The following is a 23,102-nucleotide window of genomic DNA, read 5'->3' as shown; positions in this document are numbered from 1 at the left end:
TTTGTCCTCTGGCGGTTTTTGTCGGTGTTCGGCGGTATTATGGGGGTACATTCAAAACTACGGGGGTTCGCATGTTGTATGTTGATTTCAGTATGTTGCCGCCGGATTGGTTGTCGTCGATGAATGCGGCGTCGATCGAGCGGCTCGATGTGTCGCAGGCGGTGGGGGTGGTGATCTCGGCTCGGCGGGCGATCTGTCGTATGCAGGCGGTGCAGGCCCGCGCGATCGCGCAGGTCAGCCGGGCCCGCGGTGGTGCGCGGTGGGTCGCCGACGAGCTGGCGCCGGAGCTGCGGCTGTCCCGTGAAACGACCGCGACCCGAGTGGCCTTGGCGAAAGCGCTGGTGTCCCGGATGCCGTGTTTGCTGGCGGCGATGACTGAGGGCGAGTTGGATATCGAAAAGGCGCGTCAAGCCTTTGATGGCGTGGCGGTGTTGTCGGACGATTTAGCCCGTCAGGCGGATGAGATTCTGTCGGCGCGGATTGGTGAGAAGAATCCGAGCAACTGGCGGAAAACGGTCACTCGGGTGGTGGCGAGTCTCGATCCCGAAGGCCAGCGGGCGCGGGCTGAAGCCCGCAGGAAGCAGCGGCGGGTTGAGTTGCACCACGAGCCGGATGCGATGGCGTCGTTGTGGGCGTATCTTCCGGTCGAGATCGCGACCGCGGTGTACGCCCGCATCGACATGCTGGCCCGCAAGCTTCGGGGTGGCGATGAAACCCGCACGATGGACCAACTCCGAGCCGATGTACTCGCGGAACTACTGCTCGGTAAGGGTTGGGAGGGCTTGGCCGCTCAGGTGTTCATCCACATTCCGCTCGACACCGCCCTCGGTATCCGCGACGACGGGTGCGAGCTGGTCGGCCACGGCCCCATCCCCGGCGACCTCGGTCGCCAACTCATGAACCAACCCAACTCGGTGTGGCGGAAGGTATTGACCGACCCAGTATCGGGCACTGTCCGCGATATCGGCCGCAAGCGCTACCGCCCACCCGCCGATCTCGCCGAGTTGGTTCGAGTGCGTGACCGCACCTGCCGTGCCCCGGGCTGTAATCGCCCCGCGCAACGCTGCGATGCCGACCACTGCACCGCGTGGTCGGAAAACGGGGACACCTGCGACCACAACCTGTGCTGCCTGTGCCGCCACCACCACCGGTTGAAGGATGAGCCGGGCTGGACCTTCGAGTTCGATCCCGAAACGGCCGATCTCAGGGTCACCACCCCCAACGGCCGCACCTACACCACCAGACCCGAACCACTGCTCGATCCGCCGCCACCACCGAAGCTCACCGACGAGCCACCACCTTTCTAACCATCCGGGTCGGGGTTGGTGGTCGCCTTGCAGGCGACGCGAGGCAAAATTTCGCTCCGGTACAGCGTCGCGTCGCTGGTCACCAGAACAGGTCACCCCCTCATGGTGGTCCCGCAGCCCCGCCGGCTGGCGGCATTGACCTGGGCCGGGCATGCCGCGCACCAGGCCCGATCGGGTGCGCGCAGACAAGGCGGATGCCTCCCGAAGGAACCGCACCTATCTGCGGCGGCGCGGCATCCGCTGCACCATCCCTGACAAGGCGCCACGCGGTCGAGTGTGCCAACCGGCTCGGTCTCAGCCAGCTTTCCTCGCCGGAGAAGCGCTCCCACGCGGACTGCCGGGTCATCCCCATCGCCTCCCCGATGCGCGCCCAGGTCACTCCCAGCGCACGTACCTTGAGCACCCATTGAGCGAGGTTTCGCTCGACCTGCGCTCCCGCAGCCGCGATTCGCGACAGGCGCGGGCTTCCCCTCGATCACCGTCGAGCAGAGGGCCACGCTACTCATTCCCTTCTCCGTCAGGTGTCGGCGACGCCGGGTCAGCGGGTGACGGGCGGGATCGCGAAGGAGGCCTCGCCGATGGGCAGCTTCTTCGTGTTCAGCTGCAGGTAGGCGTCCAGGTAAGGGGCCCGCTCGCCGGGTGTGGCGGTGTCGTCGGCGGTGTCGTCCAGTGCCAGATCGAGCCGGGCGTCGGCGACGTTGATCGTTTCGTTGGAGGGGGTGTCTATCCAGTCGCCGAGGACGCCGGCCTGGATAGTGCCGATCTCGACGGCCAGTGAGTGACCCGGCGCCAGGGTCCAGTCCGTCGACTTGAGGTCGAAGGCCGTTTCACCCGGCTTGATCGTGGCGACCTGCTCGTCGAACATGGCGGCATTGCCATCCGGGGCGACGTCGTGCAGCTTGACCATGACATTGCCGTATCCCTTGGCGTTCAGGGAGATCCGCGGCGTTCCGGTGATCCGGGTGGCCTGCGTGAGCGGCGTGGACCACTGGAAGAAGCTGTTCCCGGCGTCCGGACCCGCCTCACCGCCTTTGTCCACATAGGATCCTCCGCCGAGCGGGACGGTGGCGGACCGCTCGGTCACCGGCCAGGTGTCCTGGGCGCGCCAGGTGCCGGTGTTGTCCTGGACGGCGTAGGCCGGGAACTGGACCGGGGGTTCGATGCCCTTGAGGTACTGGTCGTAGAAGGACATCGTTTCGGTGAACCAGCCCCCGCGCCCCATCTTCAGGCGGCCGTCCTCGGTGCGGTCGTTGCCGCGCACGTGCTCCCACGGGCCGAGCCAGCCGCGCTCCGGGCCGTGGTGGTTGTCGAGGAACTCCTGCATCGCTTCGGGCTCGGTGTTCCACTCCAGCAAGCCCTGGGTGAACAGCAGCGGGGTGTCGGTGCCCTTGGCCAGGTTCGCGTAGTCGCGATCCCTCCAGTACTGCGACTCCGGGTCGGCGGTCTGGTACCCGATCCTGTTCAGCAGCGCGCATTCCGGATGCGCGTTCTCGTACCCGGCGTTGGCCAGGTAGCGGGCGTCGTCATCCGGCAGTTGCGGCAGCGTCGCGATCTTCTCGTATTCAGCGGGCACGCTGACGGTGGTCGAGCGGGGCACGCCGTTCGAGCGGATGTTGCGGTACAGGTCCCAGACCGGTTCCTGCGCGACCACGGCCTTGAGCGCATCCTGGTTCAGGTTGTTGCCGATCAGGCCGGTGATCGCGTCGAAGGACTTGCCGTACATGCCCACCGCGCCGGTCGACCACGGCTGGCTCGCGGCCCAGTCGATCGCCGCCCGGACGTCGGCTCGGTCACCGGGGCCAGCGGCGTCGAGACAGCCGGTGGCGCCACCGAAACCGCGCACGTCCACCATGACGAAGGCGTAACCACGGTCGAACAGATCGGTGCCCTCGATGAAGTCGTTGAACCGGTTCGAAGGACCGGTCTGCTTCCAGTCCTCCAGCGCCAACTGGCCGGAGTGCCCGAAGTAGGGGCCGGCCGACAGGATGACCGGTACCCGCGCACCTTCGGCCATCCCTTCCGGAAGCAGCACATCGGCGTGCAGCTCCACATCGGACCCGTCCGAAGACGGGAAGTAGTGCTGCGTCCACACCGCGCCCTCGGGGACACGCTCGTTCTCCTCATGCGTAACCGGATCACCGGCGGCGGGCTCGGCCGCGACGGCGGCACCGGCCGCCGTGCAGATCAGCGCGACGGCCAGCGCGGCCGCGGCGCACACGATCGCACGAGGGCGTTTCAACCGGGCAACGTCGATCAAGGGTGTCGAAGCCATGCCCAGATTCCAGCGGCACCAGCGGGCAGCCGCCAGTGCCACGACGTCATCCCTTCCCATGACGCGGTGTCACTTGTGTGGCCGGTTTCTAGCCTTCCGGGTAGAAGAGGAACAGCGTGCAGCCGGTCGTGGTCGCGGGTACGTGCCACGATCCCGCCGGGGCGTGCAGGAACGTCCCGGCCGGGTAGTCGCGCGCGCCGTCGTTGAACGTGCCCGCGACCACGTAGACCTCCTCCGGACCGGGTTCGTGGACGTCGCGATGCGGCCACGACGTGCCGGGGTCCATCTCCAGCACGTTGGCGTGCGCGCCGCCCGGCCCTGTCCACAGAGGACGTAGCCGGATGCCGGTGAAGAGCTCGCGGACGGGGGATTCCTTGACAGAGACGGAGGTGTAGCCCTGCTGGGCGAGGATCTCGGGGTGCATGCCTGCCACGGTGCCGCGTTCGGGCCACCACGGGACAGTGTCAACAAGGACACCATGGAGTACTTTTGTGCCATGCATCGCGTGGTGGCACTGGTGCGGCCGGTGCAGTCGACGTTCGAGCTCGGCTGCGCCGCCGAGGTCTTCGGCACGCGGCGGGCCGGGGTGCCGCAGCACTACGAGTTCGAGGTGTGCACGGAGAAGCCCGGCCCGGTACCGACGTCGGCCGGGTACGCGATGTCCGTGTCGCGGGGCCTTTCGTCGCTCGCGTCCGCGGACACGGTGCTGATTCCGGGCTGGGCGCCGTTGGAGACACCACTGTCCGCCGGAGTACGCCGGGCGCTGCTGCGAGCGCACACCCGCGGGGCGCGGCTCGTCACGATCTGCTCCGGGGCGTTCGCGCTGGCCCGCACCGGACTGCTGGACGGCCGTTCGGCCACCACGCATTGGGAGGCCGCGGCACGGCTGCAACGGGAGTTCCCCCTGGTGCGCGTGGAACCGGACGTGCTCTACGTGGACCACGGCGATGTCGCCACGAGCGCCGGCGCGGGCGCGGGCATCGACCTGTGCCTGCACCTCGTCCGACGGGACCACGGCGCCGCGCACGCCGCCCTCATCGCGCGCCACATGGTGATGCCGCCGCATCGCGAAGGCGGCCAGGCGCAGTACGCGCCGTCTCCCCCGTCCCCGGACGCGCTGGACGGCCTCCTCGAATGGGCCGGCGCACGCCTCGGGACGCCGCTGTCGGTAGCCGACCTGGCCGCACACCTCAACGTCTCACCTCGCACGCTGGCACGGCGCTTCGCCGACCAACTCGGCTCGAGCCCGGGCGCTTGGCTGCTCTCCCGCCGGGTAGCCGAGGCACGCACCCTGCTGGAGGAGACGAACCTGTCGGTGGAAGCGATCGCGAGCCGGGTCGGCCTCACCTCGGCGGTCAACCTGCGCCGCCGTTTCCACGCCCAGGTGGGCACGACCCCGGGCGCCTACCGGCGGGCGTTCCGGATCACGTGACGCCCGCCACCACGGCCAGTTAGACCCTCTTACTTTTTCTATTGACACTCACGACGGCTCGGTTATAGCTTCTAACCACAGCAATAAGCGATAACCCAAGGAGAAGGATCATGCTCGGTACTCGCTCGACCACCTCGCGAACCCCTCGTCGCCGGACTGGCGCGCGTGCCGCCCTGCTCGCGGTGCCGCTGGCCGTCGCCGGTGTCCTCGGCACCACCGCGCCCGCACAGGCCGCCACCTCCGGTCCCGGCACCAGCCCGGTTTCGCTGACCTGCCAAGGCAAAGGCGTCGACCCTGCCGCCAAGGCCCGATACCGGACCGAAGCCTTCATCCAGGCACCGCTGCGCACCATCTGGAACCTGCAGGCCGACGTGGAAGCCTGGCCCTCCTGGCAGAAACCCGCCGCCCCCATGACCCTGGAGCGCCTGGACCACGGCCCGCTGCGCAGGCACTCACAGTTCCGGGCGACCATCCAGGTGCCCTCCAGCCCGCCCAGCACGGTGGTCATCAACTCCACCGTCCGGCAGCTCCAGTACGGCAAGTGCATCCGCTGGACCGGTCCCGCCGACGGCCCCGGCTACCACATCGATGGCGTCCACGTCTGGAACTTCGTCAAGGTCCCCGGCGGCGTCCTCGTCCGCACCGAAGAAAGCCACGCCGGCACCCAGGCCGACCCCAACAGCGACATGGGGCTCGAAGCCTGGCTCAGCGACCTCAAGACCGCGGCCGAGGCCAACCCTTGCGACTGACGTTTCGCGCGTAGCGTGTGCCGCGATCACGCGGCTGTCCTGGAGGTTGACGATGCACTCGTTCCGCACACCCGACGGCATCACGCTCGGGGTCGAGCACTTCGGCGATGCGGCGGCACCCCTCGTGCTGCTCGCCGGCGGCACGACCATGCTGTCCTGGCCCGACGCGCTCTGCGAGGCGCTCGCGCGCGGCGGACGTCAGGTGGTGCGGTACGACCTGCGCGACTCCGGCGCTTCGACGACCGTCGACCCCGAGGCGCCGGCGTACACGCTGCGCGACCTCGCCGCCGACGCCGCGGCGCTCGCCCGCGGACTCGACGACCGCCCGGCACAGCTGGCGGGCATCGGCGTCGGCGGGATGGTCGCCCAGGTGGCCGCGCTCGACCACCCGGACGCGTTCTCGGCACTCACCCTCGCCGGAACCCGGCCCGTCGCACCAGGCCCGGCCGATGACGACCTGCCCGAACACGACGCGGCGACGATGAAGCGGGCCTTCGCGCGCCCGACGCCTGATTGGTCCGACCGCGCCGCCGTGGCGGAGTTCGCCGCCGCCGGCGCGGAGATCCTCGGCGATGACCCCGCCGCGGCACGCGCGAGGGCCGAGCGCATCTTCGACCGCACCCCGGGCACCGAGCCCGCGGTACAGGCGGCCAACCAGCTGGGCATGGTGTTCGCCAGGCTCGACTGCGCGCCGCGCTGGCGCGAGCGGCTGCCCGCGCTCGCGATACCGGCGCTCGTGGTGCACGGTCGCCGCGATCCGTTCTTCCCGGTCGGCAACGGCGAGGCACTCGCACGCGAGATCCCCGGCGCGCGGCTGCTCGTGCTCGAACAGGCCGCGACCGCGATCCCCGACACGGCCGCCGAAGAGGTCGCCGCGGCGATGCTCGCGTTGTAGGCGGGCACGCGCGCGGCGGATCAGCGCGATCGCAGCCAGTCGCGGTAGTGCGTAGTGGCGAGGTGGGCGCCTTCGGTTGTGGTGAGCACGTTTCCCTTCCCCGATCTTGGCCGCATGGTCGGCGAGGACAACGACACCGACGTGCTCAGCGAGGTCGGCACCTGGCTGCTCGCGCCGGAGCACTGAGACGGCACACCTACTCGTTGGCGAGCTGCCGCAGCATCGCCTGCACCGCCGGACGCCGGGTTGCTCCGGTCCGCCAGAGCGCGGACACCCGCCGCCGCGGCGCCGGGCGCAGCGGCACCACCCGCACCGCGTCGGGCAACGGCTCCCGGCCGAGCCGGGGCAGCACGGAAACGCCCAGTCCGGCGGCGACCAACGCCAGTTGGGTGGAGTGCTCGGACGCGGTGTGCACGATGTCCGCCGCCATGCCGTGCTTGCGCAGCGTCCGCGACAGCCAGCCGTGGCAGAACTGGTCGGCGGGCCAGCTGATCCACGCCACGCCCGCGAGTTCGGTCAGTGCCACCGCGTCCCGGTCTGCCAGCGGGTGCCCCGCGGGCACGGCCAGGTCCAGCTCGTCGGTGCACAGGCGTCGGCTGGCCAGCCCGGCGGGGATGTCCAGCGGGTCGTCCGGCCAGTCCTGCACCACGGCGACGTCGTAGTCCCCCGTGCTCAACCCGTCGATCGCTCCGGCCGGTTCCTGTTCGGCCAGCCGGACCGCCAGCTCCGGGTACCGGGCGCGCAGGGCGGACAGCGCGGCCGGCAGCAGCCCGCGGGCCGCGGTGGCGAAGGCGGCCACGATCAGGGTCCCGGCCACGGCGCCGCGGTGCCGGTCGAGGTCGGCCTCGACCTCCTCGAGCTGGCCGAGCAACCGGTCCGCGTGCCCGGCCAGCAGCGTCCCGGCACTGGTGAGCCGCACACCCCGGCCGAACCGTTCGAGCAGCTGCTGTCCGGCTTCCCGTTCCAGGCGGGCCAGCTGCTGCGAGATCGCCGAGGTGGTCACGTGCAGCGACCCGGCGGCACCCCGGACCGATCCGGTATCCCGCACCGCCCGCAGCACCCGGAGCCGTTCGAGGCTCAACATTCAAGCGATGCTACGCGAACTCAGCAAGAAAAGGTCGCTTGTCTTAACAGAACCGGCGCTGGAGGGTGGAGACTGAACGAACCCCGAGGAGGAACAGTGCCCGCCCCGAACACCCTGACCATCGGCGGTGACCTGCCGGTACACCGGCTCGGCTTCGGTGCCATGCGACTGCACGGCGACACCCCGCAGCGCCGCGCCGAGTCCGTCGCGATCGCCCGGCGCGCCGTCGAACTCGGCATCACCTTGATCGACACCGCGGACGCCTACGACCTCGGCGGTAACGAGGAGCTCCTCGCCGAAGCGCTGCACCCCTACTGGGAAGGCGTCGTGGTCGCCACCAAGGCCGGGCAGTGCCGCCCCGGCGGCGCGTGGGTCCCCCTCGGCAGGCCGGAATACCTGCGCCAGCAGTGCGAGCTGAGCCTGCGCAGGCTGCGGCTGGAGCGGATCGAGCTGTTCCAGCTGCACCGGATCGACCCGACGGTGCCGCTGCCCGACCAGATCGGCGCCCTCAAGCGCTTGCAGGAAGAAGGCAAGGTGCGGCACGTCGGGCTCTCCGAGGTGAGCGTCGAGCAGCTCGCCGAGGCGAGCCGGATCACCGCCATCGCCAGCGTGCAGAACCGGTACAACCTCACGGACCGGCGCTCGGAACCGGTGCTGGACCACTGCGAGCGCCGCGGCATCGCCTTCCTGCCGTGGCTGCCGATCGCGCCGACCACCCGCTCTGGCGGTGACCTGGTCGACACGGTGGCGGCCGGGCTCGGCGCGACCCGCGCGCAGGTCGCGCTGGCCTGGTTGCTGCGGCGCAGCCCGGTCATGCTGCCGATCCCCGGCACGTCTTCGCGCGAGCACCTGGAGCAGAACCGGGCGGCCGCCGACCTCGAACTGTCCGATTCGGACTTCTCCGCCCTCGACTCGCTCGCCGACCGAGGAGCGGTCAAGCGATGAGGGTCAGCAGACCGGGATCTCGGGGGTGGCCCACTCCTTCAGCACCTGGCCGGCCTGCCACACCCAGCCGGCGGCTTCCGGGGCGTTGAGGTGCCACCAGTTGCGGTCGGGCGTCTGGCAGTTGATCGTGACCGACTGGCCGTTCCAGCCCTTGCCGACGAACGGCCCGTCGGGAGCCGCCAGGATGTCGGTGTCGGCGATGAAACGCCCGGGCACTCCCAGCACGTGCTGGTCCGCCTGCGCCTGCGTGGACAGGAACGTTCCGCCGAGCAGCGCGACGGTGAGGCTGACCAAGGTCACCTTCGAGGCGAGTTTGCGCACCGGTTCTCCATGTTCTCCAAGGCGATGCCCGTGTTGTCCGAGCTACCGCGTGATCAATTCGCGGCGGACGCTAGCAAGCGGTGATGAAATCACGATGACACGACGAGCGTTCGAAGCGTTTCGGCCAGCAGCCGCGGATCCCGCGGCCCGAGGTGCGGTGCGTCCAGGGAACGGACGTCGAACCGGTTGTGCGGGGTAACCTCGTCTGCTTCGGAGATCATCCGGTCCTGAAGGGCGAGCGGGATCGCCCGGTCCCGCGTGCAGCGCAGGTAGCTACGCGGAACACGTCCCCAGGTGGCGGCATCGCCGCGAGCGTCATCGGTGGTCAGCGCCCAGGCTTCGTCGGGCTCCATGGTGTTGAGCGCGGCCAGGAAAGCCGCGTCGTCGTAGTCGGCGGCGAGCGCTGCCTTGGCGTCCGCGAGGAAAGCGGGATCGGCCGAGCGCCAGTTCGTGCGGGCTACCGCGGTCCGCTGCGGGTCCCCCAGGCTGGGAATAGCGGGCAGCAACGTCCCGGCTCCTTCAGGGATCATGAAGCAGTCGAGGACGCTTCGCAGCCGTGTGCAGCAGAAGGCGGTGAAGTAGACCAGACGCGCGATGAGGTCGGGGACCTCGTTGGCGACCCTGGTGATGGTGGCCCCGCCCATGCTGTGGCCGACCAGGATCACCGGCCCGTGTGCGGCCGCCTGCCGGACTACGCCGACCACGTGCCGGACGTTGTCGGCCAGGGTGATCCGCGCCAGCGGCGACGGCTCGGCCGCCAGCGCGGCGAGGTCCTGCGGTGCCTGGTAACCAGCTGGGAAGTGCCCGTTCGGGCCGTGTCCGGGCAGATCGACGGCCAGCGCGCGGTATCCGGCCAATGCCAGGCCGGAAAGGGTGGGAGCGAAAAAGCCCGCATTGCCGTTGGCGCCGTGCACGAGCACGAAGATCGGGCTCTGCTGCCGGGTTTCCGGCTTTCCGCTCGCCGCACAGCCGGTCGCGGCGAGCGCGGTCATGCCGAGGAAGCCCCGGCGGGCGAACGCACGCCTTGCCGGTCCGGTGTTCTTCCGCGAGGTCATCGTGCCATCCTCCGTTTTCGATGCGACTGCATCGGAACGTTAGCAGGTTCCGATGCAGACGCATCGGTAAGCTGGCGCACATGCCGAGGAAGGTGGATCACGACAGCAGGCGCCGGCGGATCGCGGAAGCGGTGTGCGCGCTGATCAGCCGCCGCGGCCTGGAGGGGGCGAGCCTGCGCGAGGTGGCCACGGAGGCAGGCGTCTCGATGGGCGCCGTCCAGCGGTGCTTCAGCACCAAGGAGGACATGCTGGCTTTCGCCCAGGAGCACGTGAACCAGCGGATCAGCGCGCAGGCGCGAGCGAGGATCGCCGGATCCCCGCGACCGGACTCGATCGCGACCATGCTGGAGCAGACCCTGGCCGCGATGCTCGCGGCCGAAGACGACGAACTGGTTGAGGCACGGGTATGGATCGCCTTCACCGCCCAGTCCGCCGTCGCACCGGCGCTGGCCGCCATCCAGCGCGGCCACTGCGCGGGACTGGCCGAACTGCTCGCCGTGCTGCTGAGAGCCGGGCAGGACAACGGCCAGATACGGGCCGGCCTCGACATCGAACACGAAACCGAAACCCTGATCGCCCTCGCCGACGGGCTGACCATCCAGATCCTGCTCGGCCGGCACACCCGCGACTCCGCACTCGCCACGCTGCACACCCGGCTCGACGACCTGTGGGTCCGCGATACCTGACCATCGGCGGCGCTCGGGGCGGGCTGTGCGCGGCCCACCCCGAGCAGTACGGCGGTGTCAGTCGTCGTGGCAGGTGGTGTCGGTGGCGGGCAGGGTGCCGTCGCGGAAATAGGTGTTGACGGTGTTCTCCGCGCAGGTGTTCGGGTAGTTGCCGAACACCGCGTGCACGCGGACGTCCTGCAGGGTGACCAGCCGGGAGCCGGTCATCGCCTGGTGCAACCCCACACCGCTGCCGTAGGGGGTGCGGGTGTCGCCGGTGGCCTGCACGATCAGCGCGGGAACCGGGTTGCGCACGGTGGTCGGCTCTTCGGCGGGTCGTGCCCAGAAGGAGCACGGCAGGATGTTGTTGGCGAAGGAGCCGAAGGCGGGCTGGGTGGCGCGGCTGCGCTGGATGTTGCGCCAGTACCACTCCGGGTCGCGCGGCGCGGCGACGTCGCCGCACATCACGGCCGCCTGCCCGGAGTTCTGCATGTCCGGCGTCGGCTTGTACACGAACCGCAGGTCGCCCTCCAGGGCCGGGTTGGGCTGTACGACCTTGCCATCGGCGGCGTCGACGAGCTGCCGCACGCTGCCGGCCAGGGTGGCGTTCTGCCGCGCGTCGGCCAGCGGGTTGAACAGCACCATCGGCAGCACGTGCTGGTCCACCTGGTAGTCGCCGATCCGGATCGGCTGCCGCGCGGCCCGGCGGATCAGGTCTTCGGTCAGCGCCCGCACCTGCTCGCCGGTGGTGCCGAGGTGGTACTCGGCGTCGCGGGCCGCGGTCCAGTTCGCCCAGTCGTCGAGGGCGGCCTCGTTCGGCTCGCCCATGTCCTGCATCATGCCAACGCCGTACCGCTTCGGATCGACCGCGCTGTCCAGCACGATCCGGTCGCTGCGCTGCGGGAACAACTGGGTGAACACCGAGCCGAGGTAGGTGCCGTAGGACCAGCCGAAGTAGCTGATCTTCGGTTCGCCGAGTGCACCGCGGATCACGTCCATGTCCCTAGCGGTGTTGCGGGTGGAGATGTGGCGCAGGTCGGCGCCTTCGGTGACCGCGCACCGCCGGGCCAGATCCGCCTCCAGCCGGACGGTCGCCTCGAACGCGGCGCGGTCCAGGCCCGCCGTCCGGAGCATGGTGCCCACCGGCCAGCCGCAGTCGACCGGGGCGGACCGGCCGATGCCGCGCGGGTCCATGCCGATCAGGTCGTACCGGGAGGTCACGTCGGCCGTCATCTTCTCCCGGACGCCGAGCATCATGTCCAGCCCGGGGCCGCCTGGACCGCCGGGGTTGGACAACATGATCCCGCGTCGCTGCTCCGTGCTGGTGGCCTTCAGCCGGGAGATCGCCACGGTGCTGGTGCGGCCGTGGGGCTGGGCGTAGTTCAGCGGCACCTTGACGTCCGCGCACTGGGCGCCCGCCTCGTCCAGTGCCTTGTCGCCACAGGCCTTCCAGTCCAGGCGCTGGTGGTAGAACCGGTCCAGGCCGCCGCGCTGGGCGGTTTCCGCACCGGCGAGGCCGGTTCCGGCCAGCAGGCTGGCCCCGGCCGCCGCGACGGCCAGTAATGCGGTCACGCGTTTCATCATCGGTTCCTCGCTGTCTTAAATAGACTGTCGCAAGTGGACTGCCGTAAGTGGAAATTGGCCAACTGGCCCCTGGTGTTCACGAGACTACGAACGACGGCCGTCCGCGCCTATGCCCGCAGCACCCCGACCGCGGGTCGGGCGGCCCCCAGGACACCGGTGGCACTGGCTACACCTCGTCCGCGGCGAATGGCGGTTGTGACCGGTCACAGCGACACCCGGCATATCTTGTCCACGAACCCATTGCGCACGGCTGATCGCGGAGAGCAAGGTCGGTAGACCCCGGTTCGTGGAGAACGGAGCTCTGTCGCAATGAAGCGTCGCTCGGTGAGTCTGATCCTCGGTTCCCTCCTGTCCCTCGCCCTGGTGCCGGCGGCGCACGCGGCCGAGCCGTCGGCGGGCTGCCCGTCGGTCGGCAAGAACTGGGCGGCCCCAGGACCGTTCGCGGTGACCGCCGAAGCGGGCGGGACGGAGCACACGATCTACCGGCCCAGCGAGCTCGGCGGCTGCGGCCGGCATCCGGTGCTCGTCTGGGGCAACGGGACCGGCGCCAGCGTGTCGGTCTACGAGCCGATGCTGCGGCACTTCGCTTCACACGGCTTCATCGTGGCCGCCGCGAACACCGCCTGGTCCGGGTCCGGCACGGAAATGCGCGCCGGAATCGACTACCTGACCCAGCAGAACGGCTCGGCGGGCAGCGTTTTCCACGACAAGGTCGACCTGGAGCACGTCGGCGCGACGGGGCATTCGCAGGGCGGCGGTGGCGCGGTCGCCTCGGGCGCGGACCCGAGGGTGGACACCGTGGTGCCGATCGAGCCGGGTCCGCAGGGATCGGTGGAAGCACTGCACGGCCCGGTGTTCTGGCTGGCCGGCCAGCTCGACCTGGTCGTGCTGCCGAACCTGCTCGTCTATCCCCGCTACCAGCAGTCGACGCAGGTCCCCGCCGTGTTCGGCGAGCTGGCCGGCGCGAGCCACTTCACCCCCGTCGGCGACGGCGGCGGATTCCGCGGGCCGATCACCGCGTGGTTCCGCTTCCACCTGATGGGCGACGAGCTGGCGCGTGGCGAATTCTTCGGCGACGGCTGCGGCAACTGCGACTCACCGGCGTGGTCGAGGTTCGAGCGCAACGCCAAGGCCACCGAGCCACCCCGCGCCTGACCGGTCTCAGTTCCCGGCGGACTCCAGGTGCGCCTTGGCCTGACGGATCTCGTCCTCGACGTCGGGCCGCAGGGTCCGGCGCAGGATGGGCTCGGCCACCCATTTGACCGGCGGCCTGAACCCGCACCGCACCGTCCTGGTCACCGTGGTGCCGCCGACCGGGCCGTCGCTGGGCACGCACACCCAGCTCGCGGAGAAGTCGGACACCAGGTTGGCCAGCCGGTTCGCCGGAATGGGCGGGAGTCGCACGTCCACCCGCTCGCCGGGAGTGAGGCTCATCCGCGACACCATTTTCGGCGCCGGGCCAGGCAGGCCGGGAAGCACGCCCCGGAAGCGGAACTCCGTGGTGGTCCCTTCGCGCCGCACCCAGTCGATCGGGCCGATCTTGCTGTCGACCTCGGTGTAGCGCTCGGGATCCATCACGAACTCGAGCAGTTCGTCCGCCGTGCATTCGATCGTCTCGGTCACCTGAACCTCGATCATAATGAAAGAGAGTACTCTCTCACTATGGCCAGGACAACCCCGGGCGTGACCAGGCAGCGCATCGTCGACGAAGCGACAAAGCTGTTCGGGAGCAACGGTTACGCCGCGACCTCGATCGCCGACATCCAGCAGGCCTGCGGGCTGACCGGCGGCTCCGGCGCGCTGTACAAGCACTTCCCCTCGAAGAAGGCACTGCTCGACGAGATAATCCGGCAGCACCTTTCGACGATCACCGAAGGCGGCCGGCAGGCACAGGAGCTGCCCGAGGACCCTCGTGCCGCGCTGCCGCTGATCGGGCGCATCGTCTGGGACGGCATGGCACGCGACCACGACGCGCTGCGGATCGTCTTCCGCGAGCTCGACCGCTTTCCCGAGCTGCTGGAGCAGATGTGGGACACCGTGCTCGGCGGGATCTACGTCGCGGCGACGGAATGGATCCGGGCCGGCGTCGATCAGGGACGCATGACCGTCGCCGACCCGAAGGCGACCGCCGCCGTACTCTTCGCTTCCCTGACCTACTACCGGATCCTCGGCGCCCTGGTCGGCCACACCCCGGGCGATGTGCCGGAGGAGGCATACCTCGCGGCGTGGACCGAGCACGCGGTGGTCACCCTCGGCATAGAGCCCTGAACGCCCATACGAGATCCATATGCGGCGCCTGGAACGCTGCCGGGATGCGGGTGTTGCTGGTCGAGGACGAGCAGCCGCTGGCCGGGTACATCGCGGCCGGGCTGCGCAAGCACGGGTTCGCCGTGGACGTCGCACTGGACGGCCGGACCGCACTGGACAAGTGCGGGCTCACGCCCTACGACGTGGTGGTACTCGACCGGGACCTGCCCGAGGTGCACGGGGACGCGGTGTGCCGGCAGCTCGCGCGGGAGGGCACGGCGCGGGTGCTGATGCTCACCGCGTCCGGCACCGTCGAGGACCGGGTGGACGGGCTCACCCTCGGCGCCGACGACTACCTCGGCAAGCCGTTCGCGTTCTCCGAACTGGTCGCCAGGGTGCGGGCGCTGGTCCGGCGCAGCGCACCCGCCCGGCCCCCGGTGCTGCGCGCCGCCGACGTGGTGCTCGACCCGGCGCGGCGCACCGCCGAGCGCGGCGGCCTGCTGCTGCGGCTGACGCCCAAGGAGTTCGGCGTGCTCGAACGGCTGCTGGCCGCCGGCGGTGACGTGGTCAGCGCGGAAACGCTGCTGGACAAGGTCTGGGACGAGCACGCCGACCCGTTCACCAACGCGGTCCGGATCACCGTCGGCACGCTGCGCCGCAAGCTCGGCGAACCACCGGTGATCGAGACCGTGACCGGCGCCGGGTACCGGATCCGGCCGTGACCGGCCCGGCCGCCCAATGAGTGGGAAATATGCCCGCGGGAAATGCTTTACGCCGGCGCGCCATTGACGAATACCGGTCGCCACGACATAGTGGATGACAACGGCGCACAGAAAGGCACATCATGTCGACCAGCACGCGGGCAAGCGAGACGGGACGCGAGTGTCGCGCCGGTCTCTGCTGCCCGCGGTACGGTCGCTGTTGTTGTGCCAGCAGCGTATCCGGGCTGTGTCCGTGCTTCAGCGGCTCACCGCCGTGACCGTTCTCCGGTCATGACAGCGAGCCGCCCATCGGGATGACCGATCCGGGCGGCTTCTTCGTTTCACGCTGCCCGGAAATGATTTCCACACCTTTTACCTGTCATTGTTTTGACGGTACGGCCGAGTGCCCGAGTGGTTAGGGAGCCGCCTGCAAAGCGGTCTACGCCGGTTCGAATCCGGTCTTGGCCTCCAACCCGGAAACACCCCCGGATTTGCCATGGCGCCATCATGGTGCCATAGTGATGCCATGGACCTGACGCCGTACGTCGACAACCTGCGCCGCGAGCTCGCGGTGGCCGCCGACGCCGGCGGGGATGACGCCAGGGCGCTGGCCGAGCGCCTCACCGCCCCGCTGGAGTCGGCCGCCCGCCTCACCCTGCTGAACGCGCTGTCCGCCGCCGCGGACGAGATCACCCGCGACCTCGCGCCGGGTTCGGTCGACCTGCGCCTGCGCGGGCTCGACCCCGGCTTCGTGGTGACGCCACCGCCTGCCGAGCAGTCGTTCGAGGACGCGGCCGAAGGTGGTTTCGACGCCGCACCAAGGGCCGCCCAGCCCCCGCCGCCGGTGAACGCCGACGAGGGCACCACCTCGCGGATCAACTTCCGCCTGCCCGACCACCTCAAGGGCCGGGTCGAGGAGGCCGCCGGCCGGGAAGGCCTCTCGGTCAACGCCTGGCTCGTCCGTGCCGTGGCCGCCACCTTGGACACCGGCGACCGCGGCCACCGCACCGAACGCCGCGCCCCACGGATCGGCGAGCGCTACACCGGCTGGGTGCGCTAGCCGAGCCCGGCGTCCGACACCACTCGCCCACCGGCGGGACACCGATCCGACCCATCCCGAGGGGACCACCATGCCCACTTTCGACACCCCGGAACCCATCTTCGTCACGCTCGAACTCTCCGTCGGCGACGCCAGGATCACCGCGAGCGAGCGCTCCGACACCGTGGTCGAGGTGCGCCCGACCGACGACTTCAACGACGCCGACGTGAAGGCCACGAGGCAGACCCGCGTCGAGTACGCGAGCGGCAAGCTGCTGGTCAAGATGCCCAAGCAGCGCAGCCTTTTCGGCAGGGCGGGGTCGGTGGACGTGCGGATCGAGCTGCCGTCGGGCTCGCAGCTGCGCGGCAACGCGGCGGTGGCGGCGTTCCACTGCGACGGCACGTTCGGCGAATGCCGGTTCAAGACGTCGGCCGGCGACGTCACGGTCGAGGAGACCGGCCCGTTGTACGTGCACACCGCCGCCGGTGACGTCACGGTGGACCGCGTGGCCGGCCACGCGGAGGTCACCACCGGGACCGGCGCCGTGCGCATCCGCGCGATCGACGGCACCGCTGTGGTCAAGAACTCCAACGGCCACACCTGGGTCGGCGAGGTCACCCGCGACCTGAGGCTGAGCACGGCGAACGGCGACATCTCGGTCGACAGCGCGCAGGCCACGGTCGGGGCCAAGACCGCCAACGGCAGCATCCGGATCGGCGAGGTGGTGCGCGGCTCGGTGGTGCTCGGCACCGCGGTCGGCGAGCTCGAGGTCGGTATCCGCGAAGGCACCGCGGCCTGGCTCGACCTGAGCACCCAGCTCGGCACCGTGCACAACACCATGGATTCCTCCGGCAATCCCGAGCAGGCAGCCGAAACGGTCGAGGTACGCGCCCGCACCTCGTTCGGCGACATCGTGATCCACCGTTCCTGACCACCCGTCTTAGGTCAGTCCACAGTGGATCGACGGCGGTGCAGCCAGGAGGCGGCGTTCGACCACGACCGGGACACCTGCTCCTGTCCGAAGACCGCTCCCGGCGGCTCCGGTGATTTCCTGGAAGTCCCGTCGCCGGACGGAAACTGGTGGTCTTCCGCCGGGGCCACGCTGGAGGACAGCGAGGAGCGGGCACTGACCTCCGACGGCGAGCCGGACTACGAGTACGGCACCTCCCCGGACTCGTTCACACCGTTCACGGTGCTTCGGAAGCTCGGGCTCCCCACCTGCCGCCGGTTATGGCCTTGTCCCCGATTCGTCGCGCGTGCTGACCGCGCACTTGCGCCAACCTGCGCAGCGCCGGATCGGACGCCGCGGACGTGTCCAGACCAACGTGCGCCGCACCTTCCGCACAACTTAAGTCAATTTTCAACCACCTACGTTGCGCGTTGGTGATTCCCTCAAATGGCGTATACCGCGGCTGGCAGCACTGTGCCAGCCTGGTCACCGAACCGAGCCAGTAGCCGAGGGGGTTGCTCGTAACGGAAGCCATGGTGTTCATTTCTACCGCCGCCACACAACGGCAGTGAACATTTATCTAACTGAGCATCCTGGCATTTTCGCGGTTCTTTTATGCGCATTCTATGGCATCGACGCATGCCAATAAGGGGAGTACCTTGTCATGACCACAAGAAAAAGAAGTGCGATTGTTGCATGCCTTCTTTCCTTGATTCTAACTCTTACCATATCGCCTGCGGCGCAGGCGAAGCCTGCCCAGACTGCAGTGACAGAAAATGTAGGAGACTTCGTCAGTGCGGCACAGTTCGGCGGACCGGATAAGCCTCTTGTTGATCCACAGGGGAACCCGGTCAAGCTTCGCGCGCAGGCCAAGCCCCCAATCAATGAAGTCCCCTGTGACGGCCGTGACGACTTTTTAAAGTTCACCGACACTTATCAGGGTGACGTATGCTACGCCGATGCTGGCGTGACGACGAATGCCGGATTGAAGGCGGTCCAGTCGTACAGTTCCGGAAACAACGCTGGCGCCTTCTTCTACGAGTCCGCCACCCAGTGTGTCATGTACGGGTTCCAAAAATGGGAAGGAAGCTACCTCAACAATCTGCACATTTGTTTGATTGAAATCTACTAAAAAGTGAACGCATGACGTGACTGGCCGGAAACTCGTCCAGTCACGTCATCGCACGACGCAGCGGTCCACCGGTGGCGACCCAAGGAGTGCTGCGCTAGCATTCCTAGCGCAACGTGCACTAGGAGGCGGTCGGCGTGATCGAGGTATTCGAAGACTACCTGTGCCCCCACAGTGCACATTTGGAAATCAGCTTCGGTGAACGCTTCATGCGCATGGCCGAACAGGAGCCCTCTGAAATCGCCATATATCCGGTCGCCATATTTGATAGCTTCTCGCGTCCCGCCATGTACTCGACTCGATGCGCTCGCCTCGTCATCAACGCGAGAGCGCGGAAGTCCATGATGGCCGTCCGGCGCGGCCTCCTGCTCGAACAACCGCCACAGCTCGGGGCCGCCGAATTGTACTCCGATGAACGTATAATCTCCGCACTGCTTTCTTGCGGCATACAGCAGGGGCTCGCTAGAGAACTGCTGTCTCTCAACACCGGTCAAGAAGTTCTTGATCGAAATATTGAGCACTTGCGGTCGATTTCTCCGCCGCGAATACTTGCAACCCCGACCGTCGTCATTGACGGCACCACTGTGCCACCAGATGATCATCTCACTGTGCTGGGCGCCAGCCTCTCGCAGTGAGCTTGTCGTGCGATGCAATCCGGGTCGGGCTGGACGACGTACCTGCTGCGAGGACTGTGCCTACAACGGTCCGCATGCGCGTTGTCCCCGGTGCAGACAGCCATTGTGGATCGACACATTCGACTACGGGCAGGACCTCCCGCAATGGTGATGTGGATGTTGCTACACCGCGACTTTCGGCGAAGCCTGACACCGGGTCGTTCGCCTGTTGTCGGGACCCCGTTGATCTGCGAAGATGCTGCCTCTCCCGACCGAAGGAGCCCATCATGGCCTCTCGTCTGAACCCCTACATCAGCTTCGCCGGCGACGCGCGGCAGGCCATGGACTTCTACCGGGACGTCTTCGACGGCACCCTGGCGCTGAGCACTTTCGGCGAGTTCGGCATGAAGGACGCCCCCGAAGCCGACCAGATCATGCACGGGATGCTCGAGACCGGCAACGGTTTCACCCTGATGTGCGGCGACGTGCCGCCGGGAATGGACCACAACCCCGGGGACAACATGTCGGTGTGCCTCAGCGGTGACGACTCCGCCGAGCTGCACGGCTACTGGGCGAAGCTGTCCGACCACGGCACCGTGACGGTTCCGTTGGAGAAGCAGATGTGGGGCGACGAGTTCGGCGCCTGCGTGGACCGGTTCGGCGTGTCCTGGATGGTCAACATCAGCACACCGGAGTCCTGACCGACCGGACAACCGGAAGAGACCGGCGGCGGGCCCACGCTCAAGGGGGTGAGTGGGGCCGCCGCCGGCCGTCGGGATGCGGACTCAGCGTCAGTGCTGTCCGCGTGGACTGTTCTGGTAGGCGGCCAGCAGCCACTGGCCGCCTACCTTGACGACCACCCAGGAGGCGCGGATCGCCCGCTCGCCCGCCACCTCGGTCTCACCGGGATGCAGCACACCACCCTCGGTGATCAGCACACCGGCCTCGTCGCTGAAGAACTCGACGCTGACCGGCGAGCCGGTCACCCGGGTGTCGCGGTACGGCCCGGCGAACGCGGCCGTCATGAACGCACGGATCTCCGCACGGCCCTTCTGGAACTGGCCGGGCAGGATCATGCTGCCGTTCTCGGTGAACAGTTCGGCGAAGGCGTTGGCATCGTGCGCCGCCCATGCCGCGATGACCCGGCGCGGGATGGACGCCACTGCGGCCTGGTCGCCCGCGGAGGGGGTGGTGGTGATGATGCCGACGGTGGTCGAGGTGGTCACGGTCATGTTCGGTCCTCCGTTGCCTCAGATGTAGAGCGTGTTGGGCTCGAGTCCGCAAAGGACGCGACCGTACAGCTCGCTGTTGGTGTCGGGGTGCATCAAGGCGTGCAGGTTCACCGCCTGCACGTCGCGCTGGATCCGCTGGATGGCCATGTCGCGGTAGATCGACGAGCCACCGCTGGCGGTGTTGAAGATGTCCACGGACTCCTTCGCCAGCCGGCACACCGCACCGAGGTCGGCGCGGGCCTGCGCGCGTTCCTGGAGGGTCCACCCCGCGCCCTCGTCGCCCTTGGTGTCGACCAGGGTGGCAAGGCGATGCGCGTGGAAACCCGCCTGGTCGATCTTCAGCGTCGCCTCGGCCACCTGCAGATGGGTCAGCGGCGCCTCGGCCTGGCTCTGGTAGTTGGTGTAGGTGATCTTGCGGCCGGGCAGCCGCTCGAGGAACACCTCCTTGGCCGCGTGTGCCAGGCCCAGCACGGTGCCGACCGAGGAGGCGGAGGCGACCGGCAGCAGTGGTGTGCGGTAAATCGGCGCGTCCGCGTTCAGCTTCGAGGCGTACTGCCCCTGCAGCACCGCGCCAAGCGGGAGCACCCGTTCGGCCGGCACGAACAGATCCTTCGCGACCGTGCTCACGCTGCCGGTGCCGGACAGACCCGTGGTGTACCAGTCGTCCACGACCTCCAGCTCCGACATCGGGACCAGTGCCATCACCGGCGCGGGCTCGCTGTCCTGGCCGACCAGCACCGCGATGATCTCCTGCCAGTGCGCGTGGTGCGCGCCGCTGATGAACCCCCACTGCCCGTTGACCACGATGCCGCCGTCCGCCGGAGCCGCCATCGCGGTGGGGCTCAGCGTGCCGCACACCCGCACGTCCGGGGTGGCGAACACCTCGTCCTGGACCTCGTCCGGGAACAGGCAGGCCATCCAGGTGGGAATCCAGTAGACCGACGCGGTCCACGCGGTCGAGCCGTCGGCCTTGCCGAGCTCGGTGGCGACGTCGACCAGCGTGCGGGTGTCGGACTCGTAGCCGCCGTAGCGGGTGGGCACGCGCAGCTTGAAGAAACCCGCTTCGGCCAGCGCCGCTATCGAATCGTCGTGGACCCGGCGGTTCTCCTCCGCCCAGTTCGCGTGTTTCTGCAGCACGGGCCGCAGTCCGGACGCGCGGCGAACAAGCTCCTCCCGGGTCGGAACATCGGTTGTCGCCACTGTTTCCTCCTAAGAGATGTTCGGACGGGAAAGAATCCGCTACCGCAATTTTCTCCGGTGGTGTCCGCGCCGGGCGTCTTCTGCTTTGCCGCTCACGGCAACGCTCACTGGTCGAGCACGCTGTGGCGGACCCGCCGGAGGTCGTCGAAGGAGGACAGGTCCGGCACCGTCCAGCCGTCCAGGTCGTACTCGCCGAGGCATTCGTCCACAAAGGCCTTGTACTTGTCCACCTGGCCGCTGGCCACCTGGCTGGAGAGCAGTTCCACCCTGGTGTTCTCGTGGTTGCCGGCGTAGTTGCGCTCGTACAGCTCGTGGCGGCCGCCGAACTCGGTGCCGACCGCGTCCCACAGCAGTTTCATCAGCTTGACCCGGGCGACCGAGTCGTGCCCGTTCGAACCGCGCAGGTACTTGTCCAGATAGGGCCGGACCTCCGGATTCTTGAAGTCCTCCGCCGAGGAGTTGACGTAGATCAGGCCGCTGGCCACGTCCTGTTCGATGATCTCCTTGATCCGCGGGTATCCGAGCTGCATGAACCACCGGTAGGCCATCCCGTAGTCGCCGTTGGGCAGCAGCGCGCCGTTGACCCAGTCCGACGGGTTCCGCGCGGCGGCGTCGGACAGCCCCCAGAACAGGTTCCGCCAGGCGAGCACCTCGCCGAGTCTGCTCTGCACCCCGCGGAAGCCGCCGGTGCCGGTGATCTCCAGCGCCTTCGCCAGCAGGCCAGCGATGAACTCCAGTTTCACCGCCAGCCGGGTGCAGCCGTGAAAGGTGAACCGCTCCGGGAACCCGGAGTGCCCGGTGAAGAGCTGGACCTTTCCCACGTTCCCGTAGATGAACACGTTCTCCCACGGGATGAGTACCTTGTCCAGCACCAGAATCGTGTCGTTCTCGTCCAGCCGCGACGAGAGCGGGTAGTCGAACGGGCTGCCCATCACCGCGGCGGCGGCGCTGTAGGACGGGCGGCAGATCAGCTTCAGTCCCGGTGCGCCCATCGGCACCGTGGCCACCAACGCGAACTTCTTGTCCTTGATCGGCAGGCCGTAGTGCGCGATGAAGTTGTAGTGGGTCAGCGCCGACCCGGTGGCCACCACCTTGGCTCCGCTGACCACCAGCCCGCTGTCGGTCTCCTTCTCCACGTGCACGAAGACATCGGCGACCTCGTCCGGCGGCCGGTCCCGGTCCACCGGCGGGTGCACGATCGCGTGGTTCCAGTACAGCACCTTCTCCTGCGAGACCTTGTACCAGTGCCGGGCGTTGTCCTCGAACGGCTTGTAGAACTCGGCGTTCGCGCCGAGCGTGCCGAGGAACGAGGCCTTGTAGTCGGGACTGCGCCCCATCCAGCCGTAGCTCATCCGCGCCCATGCCGCGATGGACTTCTGGTCGGCGACGAGATCGTCCACCGTGCGCGAGGTGGTGAAGAACTTGTGGGTGTACCCGTCGCTTCCGGTGTCGGTCGGCGCGGTGAGCACCCCGCGCTGCGCCGGATCGTGCAGCGCGTCGTAGAGCCTGGCGACCATCCTGGCCGGGTTGCGGAAAGCCGGGTGCGACGTGACGTCCTTGACCCGGTCGCCGTACAGGTAGACCTCGCGGTCGTCACGCAGGCTTTCGATGTACTCGTCACCGGTGAAGGGACGCGTTTGCGGCCTGTCAGTCATCAGGCGTCTTCTCTCTGCTCGTTCAGC

General features: G+C 68.5%; 24 protein-coding genes, 1 tRNA gene and 1 pseudogene. 16 read left to right on the top strand and 10 right to left on the bottom strand.

Annotation, left to right across the window (positions count from 1 at the left end; translation table 11 throughout):
* Positions 1-71 precede the first annotated feature (71 nt).
* A complete protein-coding gene (locus AMYNI_RS48385; RefSeq protein WP_084628467.1) occupies positions 72-1,307 on the top strand; it encodes an HNH endonuclease signature motif containing protein in 1,236 nt (411 codons plus the stop codon).
* Positions 1,308-1,455: 148 nt separating this feature from the next.
* Positions 1,456-1,566, top strand: a pseudogene (locus tag AMYNI_RS49625) (IS5 family transposase); the annotation flags it as partial.
* 279 nt (positions 1,567-1,845) lie between these two features.
* Here AMYNI_RS49625 and AMYNI_RS0125560 read toward each other — a convergent pair.
* Both AMYNI_RS0125560 and AMYNI_RS0125555 read right to left on the bottom strand, forming a co-directional pair.
* Positions 1,846-3,579: a CocE/NonD family hydrolase gene (locus AMYNI_RS0125560; protein ID WP_157357483.1), complete on the bottom strand. Its 1,734-nt coding sequence runs from the start codon at positions 3,577-3,579 to the stop codon at positions 1,846-1,848.
* A gap of 88 nt (positions 3,580-3,667) precedes the next feature.
* Positions 3,668-4,003: a cupin domain-containing protein gene (locus tag AMYNI_RS0125555; RefSeq protein ID WP_020670914.1), complete on the bottom strand. Its 336-nt coding sequence runs from the start codon at positions 4,001-4,003 to the stop codon at positions 3,668-3,670.
* Between the two features lie 72 nt (positions 4,004-4,075).
* Between AMYNI_RS0125555 and AMYNI_RS0125550 the strand changes: the two genes are divergently transcribed.
* The 3 genes from AMYNI_RS0125550 (at position 4,076) to AMYNI_RS0125540 (ending at position 6,655) form a co-directional block, all read left to right on the top strand.
* Positions 4,076-5,011: a GlxA family transcriptional regulator gene (locus AMYNI_RS0125550; RefSeq protein WP_020670913.1), complete on the top strand. Its 936-nt coding sequence runs from the start codon at positions 4,076-4,078 to the stop codon at positions 5,009-5,011.
* A 110-nt stretch (positions 5,012-5,121) separates the two neighbouring features.
* Positions 5,122-5,760: an SRPBCC family protein gene (locus tag AMYNI_RS0125545; protein WP_040405956.1), complete on the top strand. Its 639-nt coding sequence runs from the start codon at positions 5,122-5,124 to the stop codon at positions 5,758-5,760.
* 52 nt (positions 5,761-5,812) lie between these two features.
* Positions 5,813-6,655 (top strand): alpha/beta fold hydrolase, encoded by an 843-nt coding sequence (locus AMYNI_RS0125540; RefSeq protein WP_020670911.1) that lies wholly within the window; start codon positions 5,813-5,815, stop codon positions 6,653-6,655.
* A gap of 196 nt (positions 6,656-6,851) precedes the next feature.
* Here the strand turns inward: AMYNI_RS0125540 and AMYNI_RS0125530 are convergent, their stop codons facing one another.
* A complete protein-coding gene (locus tag AMYNI_RS0125530; RefSeq protein WP_020670909.1) occupies positions 6,852-7,739 on the bottom strand; it encodes a LysR family transcriptional regulator in 888 nt (295 codons plus the stop codon).
* Positions 7,740-7,835: 96 nt separating this feature from the next.
* Between AMYNI_RS0125530 and AMYNI_RS0125525 the strand changes: the two genes are divergently transcribed.
* Positions 7,836-8,684, top strand: coding sequence for an aldo/keto reductase (locus AMYNI_RS0125525; protein WP_020670908.1), 849 nt, complete (start codon positions 7,836-7,838; stop codon positions 8,682-8,684).
* Between the two features lie 3 nt (positions 8,685-8,687).
* Here AMYNI_RS0125525 and AMYNI_RS0125520 read toward each other — a convergent pair whose 3' ends face one another.
* Together AMYNI_RS0125520 and AMYNI_RS0125515 are read right to left on the bottom strand one after the other, a co-directional pair.
* The gene (locus AMYNI_RS0125520; RefSeq protein WP_020670907.1) at positions 8,688-9,005 is read right to left on the bottom strand and encodes an SH3 domain-containing protein; all 318 of its coding nucleotides are present in this window, start codon (positions 9,003-9,005) and stop codon (positions 8,688-8,690) included.
* A gap of 89 nt (positions 9,006-9,094) precedes the next feature.
* Positions 9,095-10,060: an alpha/beta hydrolase gene (locus AMYNI_RS0125515; RefSeq protein ID WP_020670906.1), complete on the bottom strand. Its 966-nt coding sequence runs from the start codon at positions 10,058-10,060 to the stop codon at positions 9,095-9,097.
* Positions 10,061-10,140: 80 nt separating this feature from the next.
* Between AMYNI_RS0125515 and AMYNI_RS0125510 the strand changes: the two genes are divergently transcribed.
* Positions 10,141-10,746 carry a TetR/AcrR family transcriptional regulator gene (locus AMYNI_RS0125510; RefSeq protein ID WP_020670905.1) on the top strand — a complete coding sequence of 202 codons (606 nt, stop codon included), beginning with the start codon at positions 10,141-10,143 and terminating at the stop codon, positions 10,744-10,746.
* Positions 10,747-10,803: 57 nt separating this feature from the next.
* Here the strand turns inward: AMYNI_RS0125510 and AMYNI_RS0125505 are convergent, their stop codons facing one another.
* Complete coding sequence (locus AMYNI_RS0125505; RefSeq protein WP_026360915.1) at positions 10,804-12,306, bottom strand: alpha/beta hydrolase; 1,503 nt, start codon at positions 12,304-12,306, stop codon at positions 10,804-10,806.
* A 327-nt stretch (positions 12,307-12,633) separates the two neighbouring features.
* Between AMYNI_RS0125505 and AMYNI_RS0125500 the strand changes: the two genes are divergently transcribed.
* On the top strand, positions 12,634-13,464 hold the full coding sequence (locus tag AMYNI_RS0125500) for a poly(ethylene terephthalate) hydrolase family protein (protein WP_245573995.1): 831 nt from the start codon (positions 12,634-12,636) through the stop codon (positions 13,462-13,464).
* A 6-nt stretch (positions 13,465-13,470) separates the two neighbouring features.
* Here AMYNI_RS0125500 and AMYNI_RS0125495 read toward each other — a convergent pair whose 3' ends face one another.
* The gene (locus AMYNI_RS0125495) at positions 13,471-13,947 is read right to left on the bottom strand and encodes an SRPBCC family protein (RefSeq protein ID WP_020670902.1); all 477 of its coding nucleotides are present in this window, start codon (positions 13,945-13,947) and stop codon (positions 13,471-13,473) included.
* Between the two features lie 24 nt (positions 13,948-13,971).
* On the opposite strand from AMYNI_RS0125495, the gene AMYNI_RS0125490 reads away from it, so the two are divergent.
* The 8 genes from AMYNI_RS0125490 to AMYNI_RS0125465 all read left to right on the top strand — a co-directional run bounded on the left by AMYNI_RS0125490 (position 13,972) and on the right by AMYNI_RS0125465 (position 19,689).
* A complete protein-coding gene (locus tag AMYNI_RS0125490) occupies positions 13,972-14,577 on the top strand; it encodes a TetR/AcrR family transcriptional regulator (protein ID WP_051116367.1) in 606 nt (201 codons plus the stop codon).
* Positions 14,578-14,621: 44 nt separating this feature from the next.
* Positions 14,622-15,278 carry a response regulator transcription factor gene (locus tag AMYNI_RS0125485; protein ID WP_020670900.1) on the top strand — a complete coding sequence of 219 codons (657 nt, stop codon included), beginning with the start codon at positions 14,622-14,624 and terminating at the stop codon, positions 15,276-15,278.
* A gap of 376 nt (positions 15,279-15,654) precedes the next feature.
* Positions 15,655-15,728 (top strand) — tRNA-Cys (locus AMYNI_RS0125480).
* Positions 15,729-15,783: 55 nt separating this feature from the next.
* On the top strand, positions 15,784-16,317 hold the full coding sequence (locus AMYNI_RS0125475) for a hypothetical protein (protein ID WP_020670899.1): 534 nt from the start codon (positions 15,784-15,786) through the stop codon (positions 16,315-16,317).
* Positions 16,318-16,387: 70 nt separating this feature from the next.
* Positions 16,388-17,227 carry a DUF4097 family beta strand repeat-containing protein gene (locus tag AMYNI_RS0125470; protein WP_020670898.1) on the top strand — a complete coding sequence of 280 codons (840 nt, stop codon included), beginning with the start codon at positions 16,388-16,390 and terminating at the stop codon, positions 17,225-17,227.
* A 682-nt stretch (positions 17,228-17,909) separates the two neighbouring features.
* Positions 17,910-18,377 (top strand): hypothetical protein, encoded by a 468-nt coding sequence (locus AMYNI_RS49250; RefSeq protein ID WP_157357482.1) that lies wholly within the window; start codon positions 17,910-17,912, stop codon positions 18,375-18,377.
* 134 nt (positions 18,378-18,511) lie between these two features.
* Positions 18,512-19,009 carry a DsbA family protein gene (locus tag AMYNI_RS49245; RefSeq protein WP_157357481.1) on the top strand — a complete coding sequence of 166 codons (498 nt, stop codon included), beginning with the start codon at positions 18,512-18,514 and terminating at the stop codon, positions 19,007-19,009.
* A gap of 266 nt (positions 19,010-19,275) precedes the next feature.
* A complete protein-coding gene (locus AMYNI_RS0125465) occupies positions 19,276-19,689 on the top strand; it encodes a VOC family protein (RefSeq protein ID WP_020670897.1) in 414 nt (137 codons plus the stop codon).
* Positions 19,690-19,779: 90 nt separating this feature from the next.
* On the opposite strand, the gene AMYNI_RS0125460 is transcribed toward AMYNI_RS0125465, so the two are convergent.
* The 3 genes from AMYNI_RS0125460 to AMYNI_RS0125450 form a co-directional block, all read right to left on the bottom strand.
* On the bottom strand, positions 19,780-20,220 hold the full coding sequence (locus AMYNI_RS0125460) for an SgcJ/EcaC family oxidoreductase (protein WP_020670896.1): 441 nt from the start codon (positions 20,218-20,220) through the stop codon (positions 19,780-19,782).
* An 18-nt stretch (positions 20,221-20,238) separates the two neighbouring features.
* Positions 20,239-21,420, bottom strand: coding sequence for an acyl-CoA dehydrogenase family protein (locus tag AMYNI_RS0125455; RefSeq protein WP_026360913.1), 1,182 nt, complete (start codon positions 21,418-21,420; stop codon positions 20,239-20,241).
* A gap of 104 nt (positions 21,421-21,524) precedes the next feature.
* Positions 21,525-23,075: a 4-hydroxyphenylacetate 3-hydroxylase N-terminal domain-containing protein gene (locus AMYNI_RS0125450; RefSeq protein ID WP_020670894.1), complete on the bottom strand. Its 1,551-nt coding sequence runs from the start codon at positions 23,073-23,075 to the stop codon at positions 21,525-21,527.
* Positions 23,076-23,102 lie beyond the last annotated feature (27 nt).

Origin of the sequence: Amycolatopsis nigrescens CSC17Ta-90 (genome assembly GCF_000384315.1) — a bacterium.
Classification (GTDB): domain Bacteria; phylum Actinomycetota; class Actinomycetes; order Mycobacteriales; family Pseudonocardiaceae; genus Amycolatopsis; species Amycolatopsis nigrescens.
The sequence above is the reverse complement of the archived record's forward strand: the minus strand, read 5'-3'. Positions and strand labels throughout refer to the sequence as shown.

What these genes read in the sequence shown, in the direction of transcription:
- AMYNI_RS0125475 (WP_020670899.1), top strand. Translation starts at nt 15,784, where the DNA reads ATGGACCTGACGCCGTACGTCGACAACCTGCGCCGCGAGCTCGCGGTG.
- AMYNI_RS0125470 (WP_020670898.1), top strand. Translation starts at nt 16,388, where the DNA reads ATGCCCACTTTCGACACCCCGGAACCCATCTTCGTCACGCTCGAACTC.
- AMYNI_RS48385 (WP_084628467.1), top strand. Translation starts at nt 72, where the DNA reads ATGTTGTATGTTGATTTCAGTATGTTGCCGCCGGATTGGTTGTCGTCG.
- AMYNI_RS0125530 (WP_020670909.1), bottom strand. Translation starts at nt 7,739, where the DNA reads ATGTTGAGCCTCGAACGGCTCCGGGTGCTGCGGGCGGTGCGGGATACC.
- AMYNI_RS0125505 (WP_026360915.1), bottom strand. Translation starts at nt 12,306, where the DNA reads ATGAAACGCGTGACCGCATTACTGGCCGTCGCGGCGGCCGGGGCCAGC.
- AMYNI_RS0125450 (WP_020670894.1), bottom strand. Translation starts at nt 23,075, where the DNA reads ATGACTGACAGGCCGCAAACGCGTCCCTTCACCGGTGACGAGTACATC.
- AMYNI_RS0125485 (WP_020670900.1), top strand. Translation starts at nt 14,622, where the DNA reads ATGCGGGTGTTGCTGGTCGAGGACGAGCAGCCGCTGGCCGGGTACATC.
- AMYNI_RS0125545 (WP_040405956.1), top strand. Translation starts at nt 5,122, where the DNA reads ATGCTCGGTACTCGCTCGACCACCTCGCGAACCCCTCGTCGCCGGACT.
- AMYNI_RS0125510 (WP_020670905.1), top strand. Translation starts at nt 10,141, where the DNA reads ATGCCGAGGAAGGTGGATCACGACAGCAGGCGCCGGCGGATCGCGGAA.
- AMYNI_RS0125515 (WP_020670906.1), bottom strand. Translation starts at nt 10,060, where the DNA reads ATGACCTCGCGGAAGAACACCGGACCGGCAAGGCGTGCGTTCGCCCGC.
- AMYNI_RS0125460 (WP_020670896.1), bottom strand. Translation starts at nt 20,220, where the DNA reads ATGACCGTGACCACCTCGACCACCGTCGGCATCATCACCACCACCCCC.
- AMYNI_RS0125555 (WP_020670914.1), bottom strand. Translation starts at nt 4,003, where the DNA reads ATGCACCCCGAGATCCTCGCCCAGCAGGGCTACACCTCCGTCTCTGTC.
- AMYNI_RS0125560 (WP_157357483.1), bottom strand. Translation starts at nt 3,579, where the DNA reads ATGGCTTCGACACCCTTGATCGACGTTGCCCGGTTGAAACGCCCTCGT.
- AMYNI_RS49250 (WP_157357482.1), top strand. Translation starts at nt 17,910, where the DNA reads ATGACCACAAGAAAAAGAAGTGCGATTGTTGCATGCCTTCTTTCCTTG.
- AMYNI_RS0125540 (WP_020670911.1), top strand. Translation starts at nt 5,813, where the DNA reads ATGCACTCGTTCCGCACACCCGACGGCATCACGCTCGGGGTCGAGCAC.
- AMYNI_RS0125490 (WP_051116367.1), top strand. Translation starts at nt 13,972, where the DNA reads ATGGCCAGGACAACCCCGGGCGTGACCAGGCAGCGCATCGTCGACGAA.
- AMYNI_RS0125465 (WP_020670897.1), top strand. Translation starts at nt 19,276, where the DNA reads ATGGCCTCTCGTCTGAACCCCTACATCAGCTTCGCCGGCGACGCGCGG.
- AMYNI_RS0125550 (WP_020670913.1), top strand. Translation starts at nt 4,076, where the DNA reads ATGCATCGCGTGGTGGCACTGGTGCGGCCGGTGCAGTCGACGTTCGAG.
- AMYNI_RS0125495 (WP_020670902.1), bottom strand. Translation starts at nt 13,947, where the DNA reads ATGATCGAGGTTCAGGTGACCGAGACGATCGAATGCACGGCGGACGAA.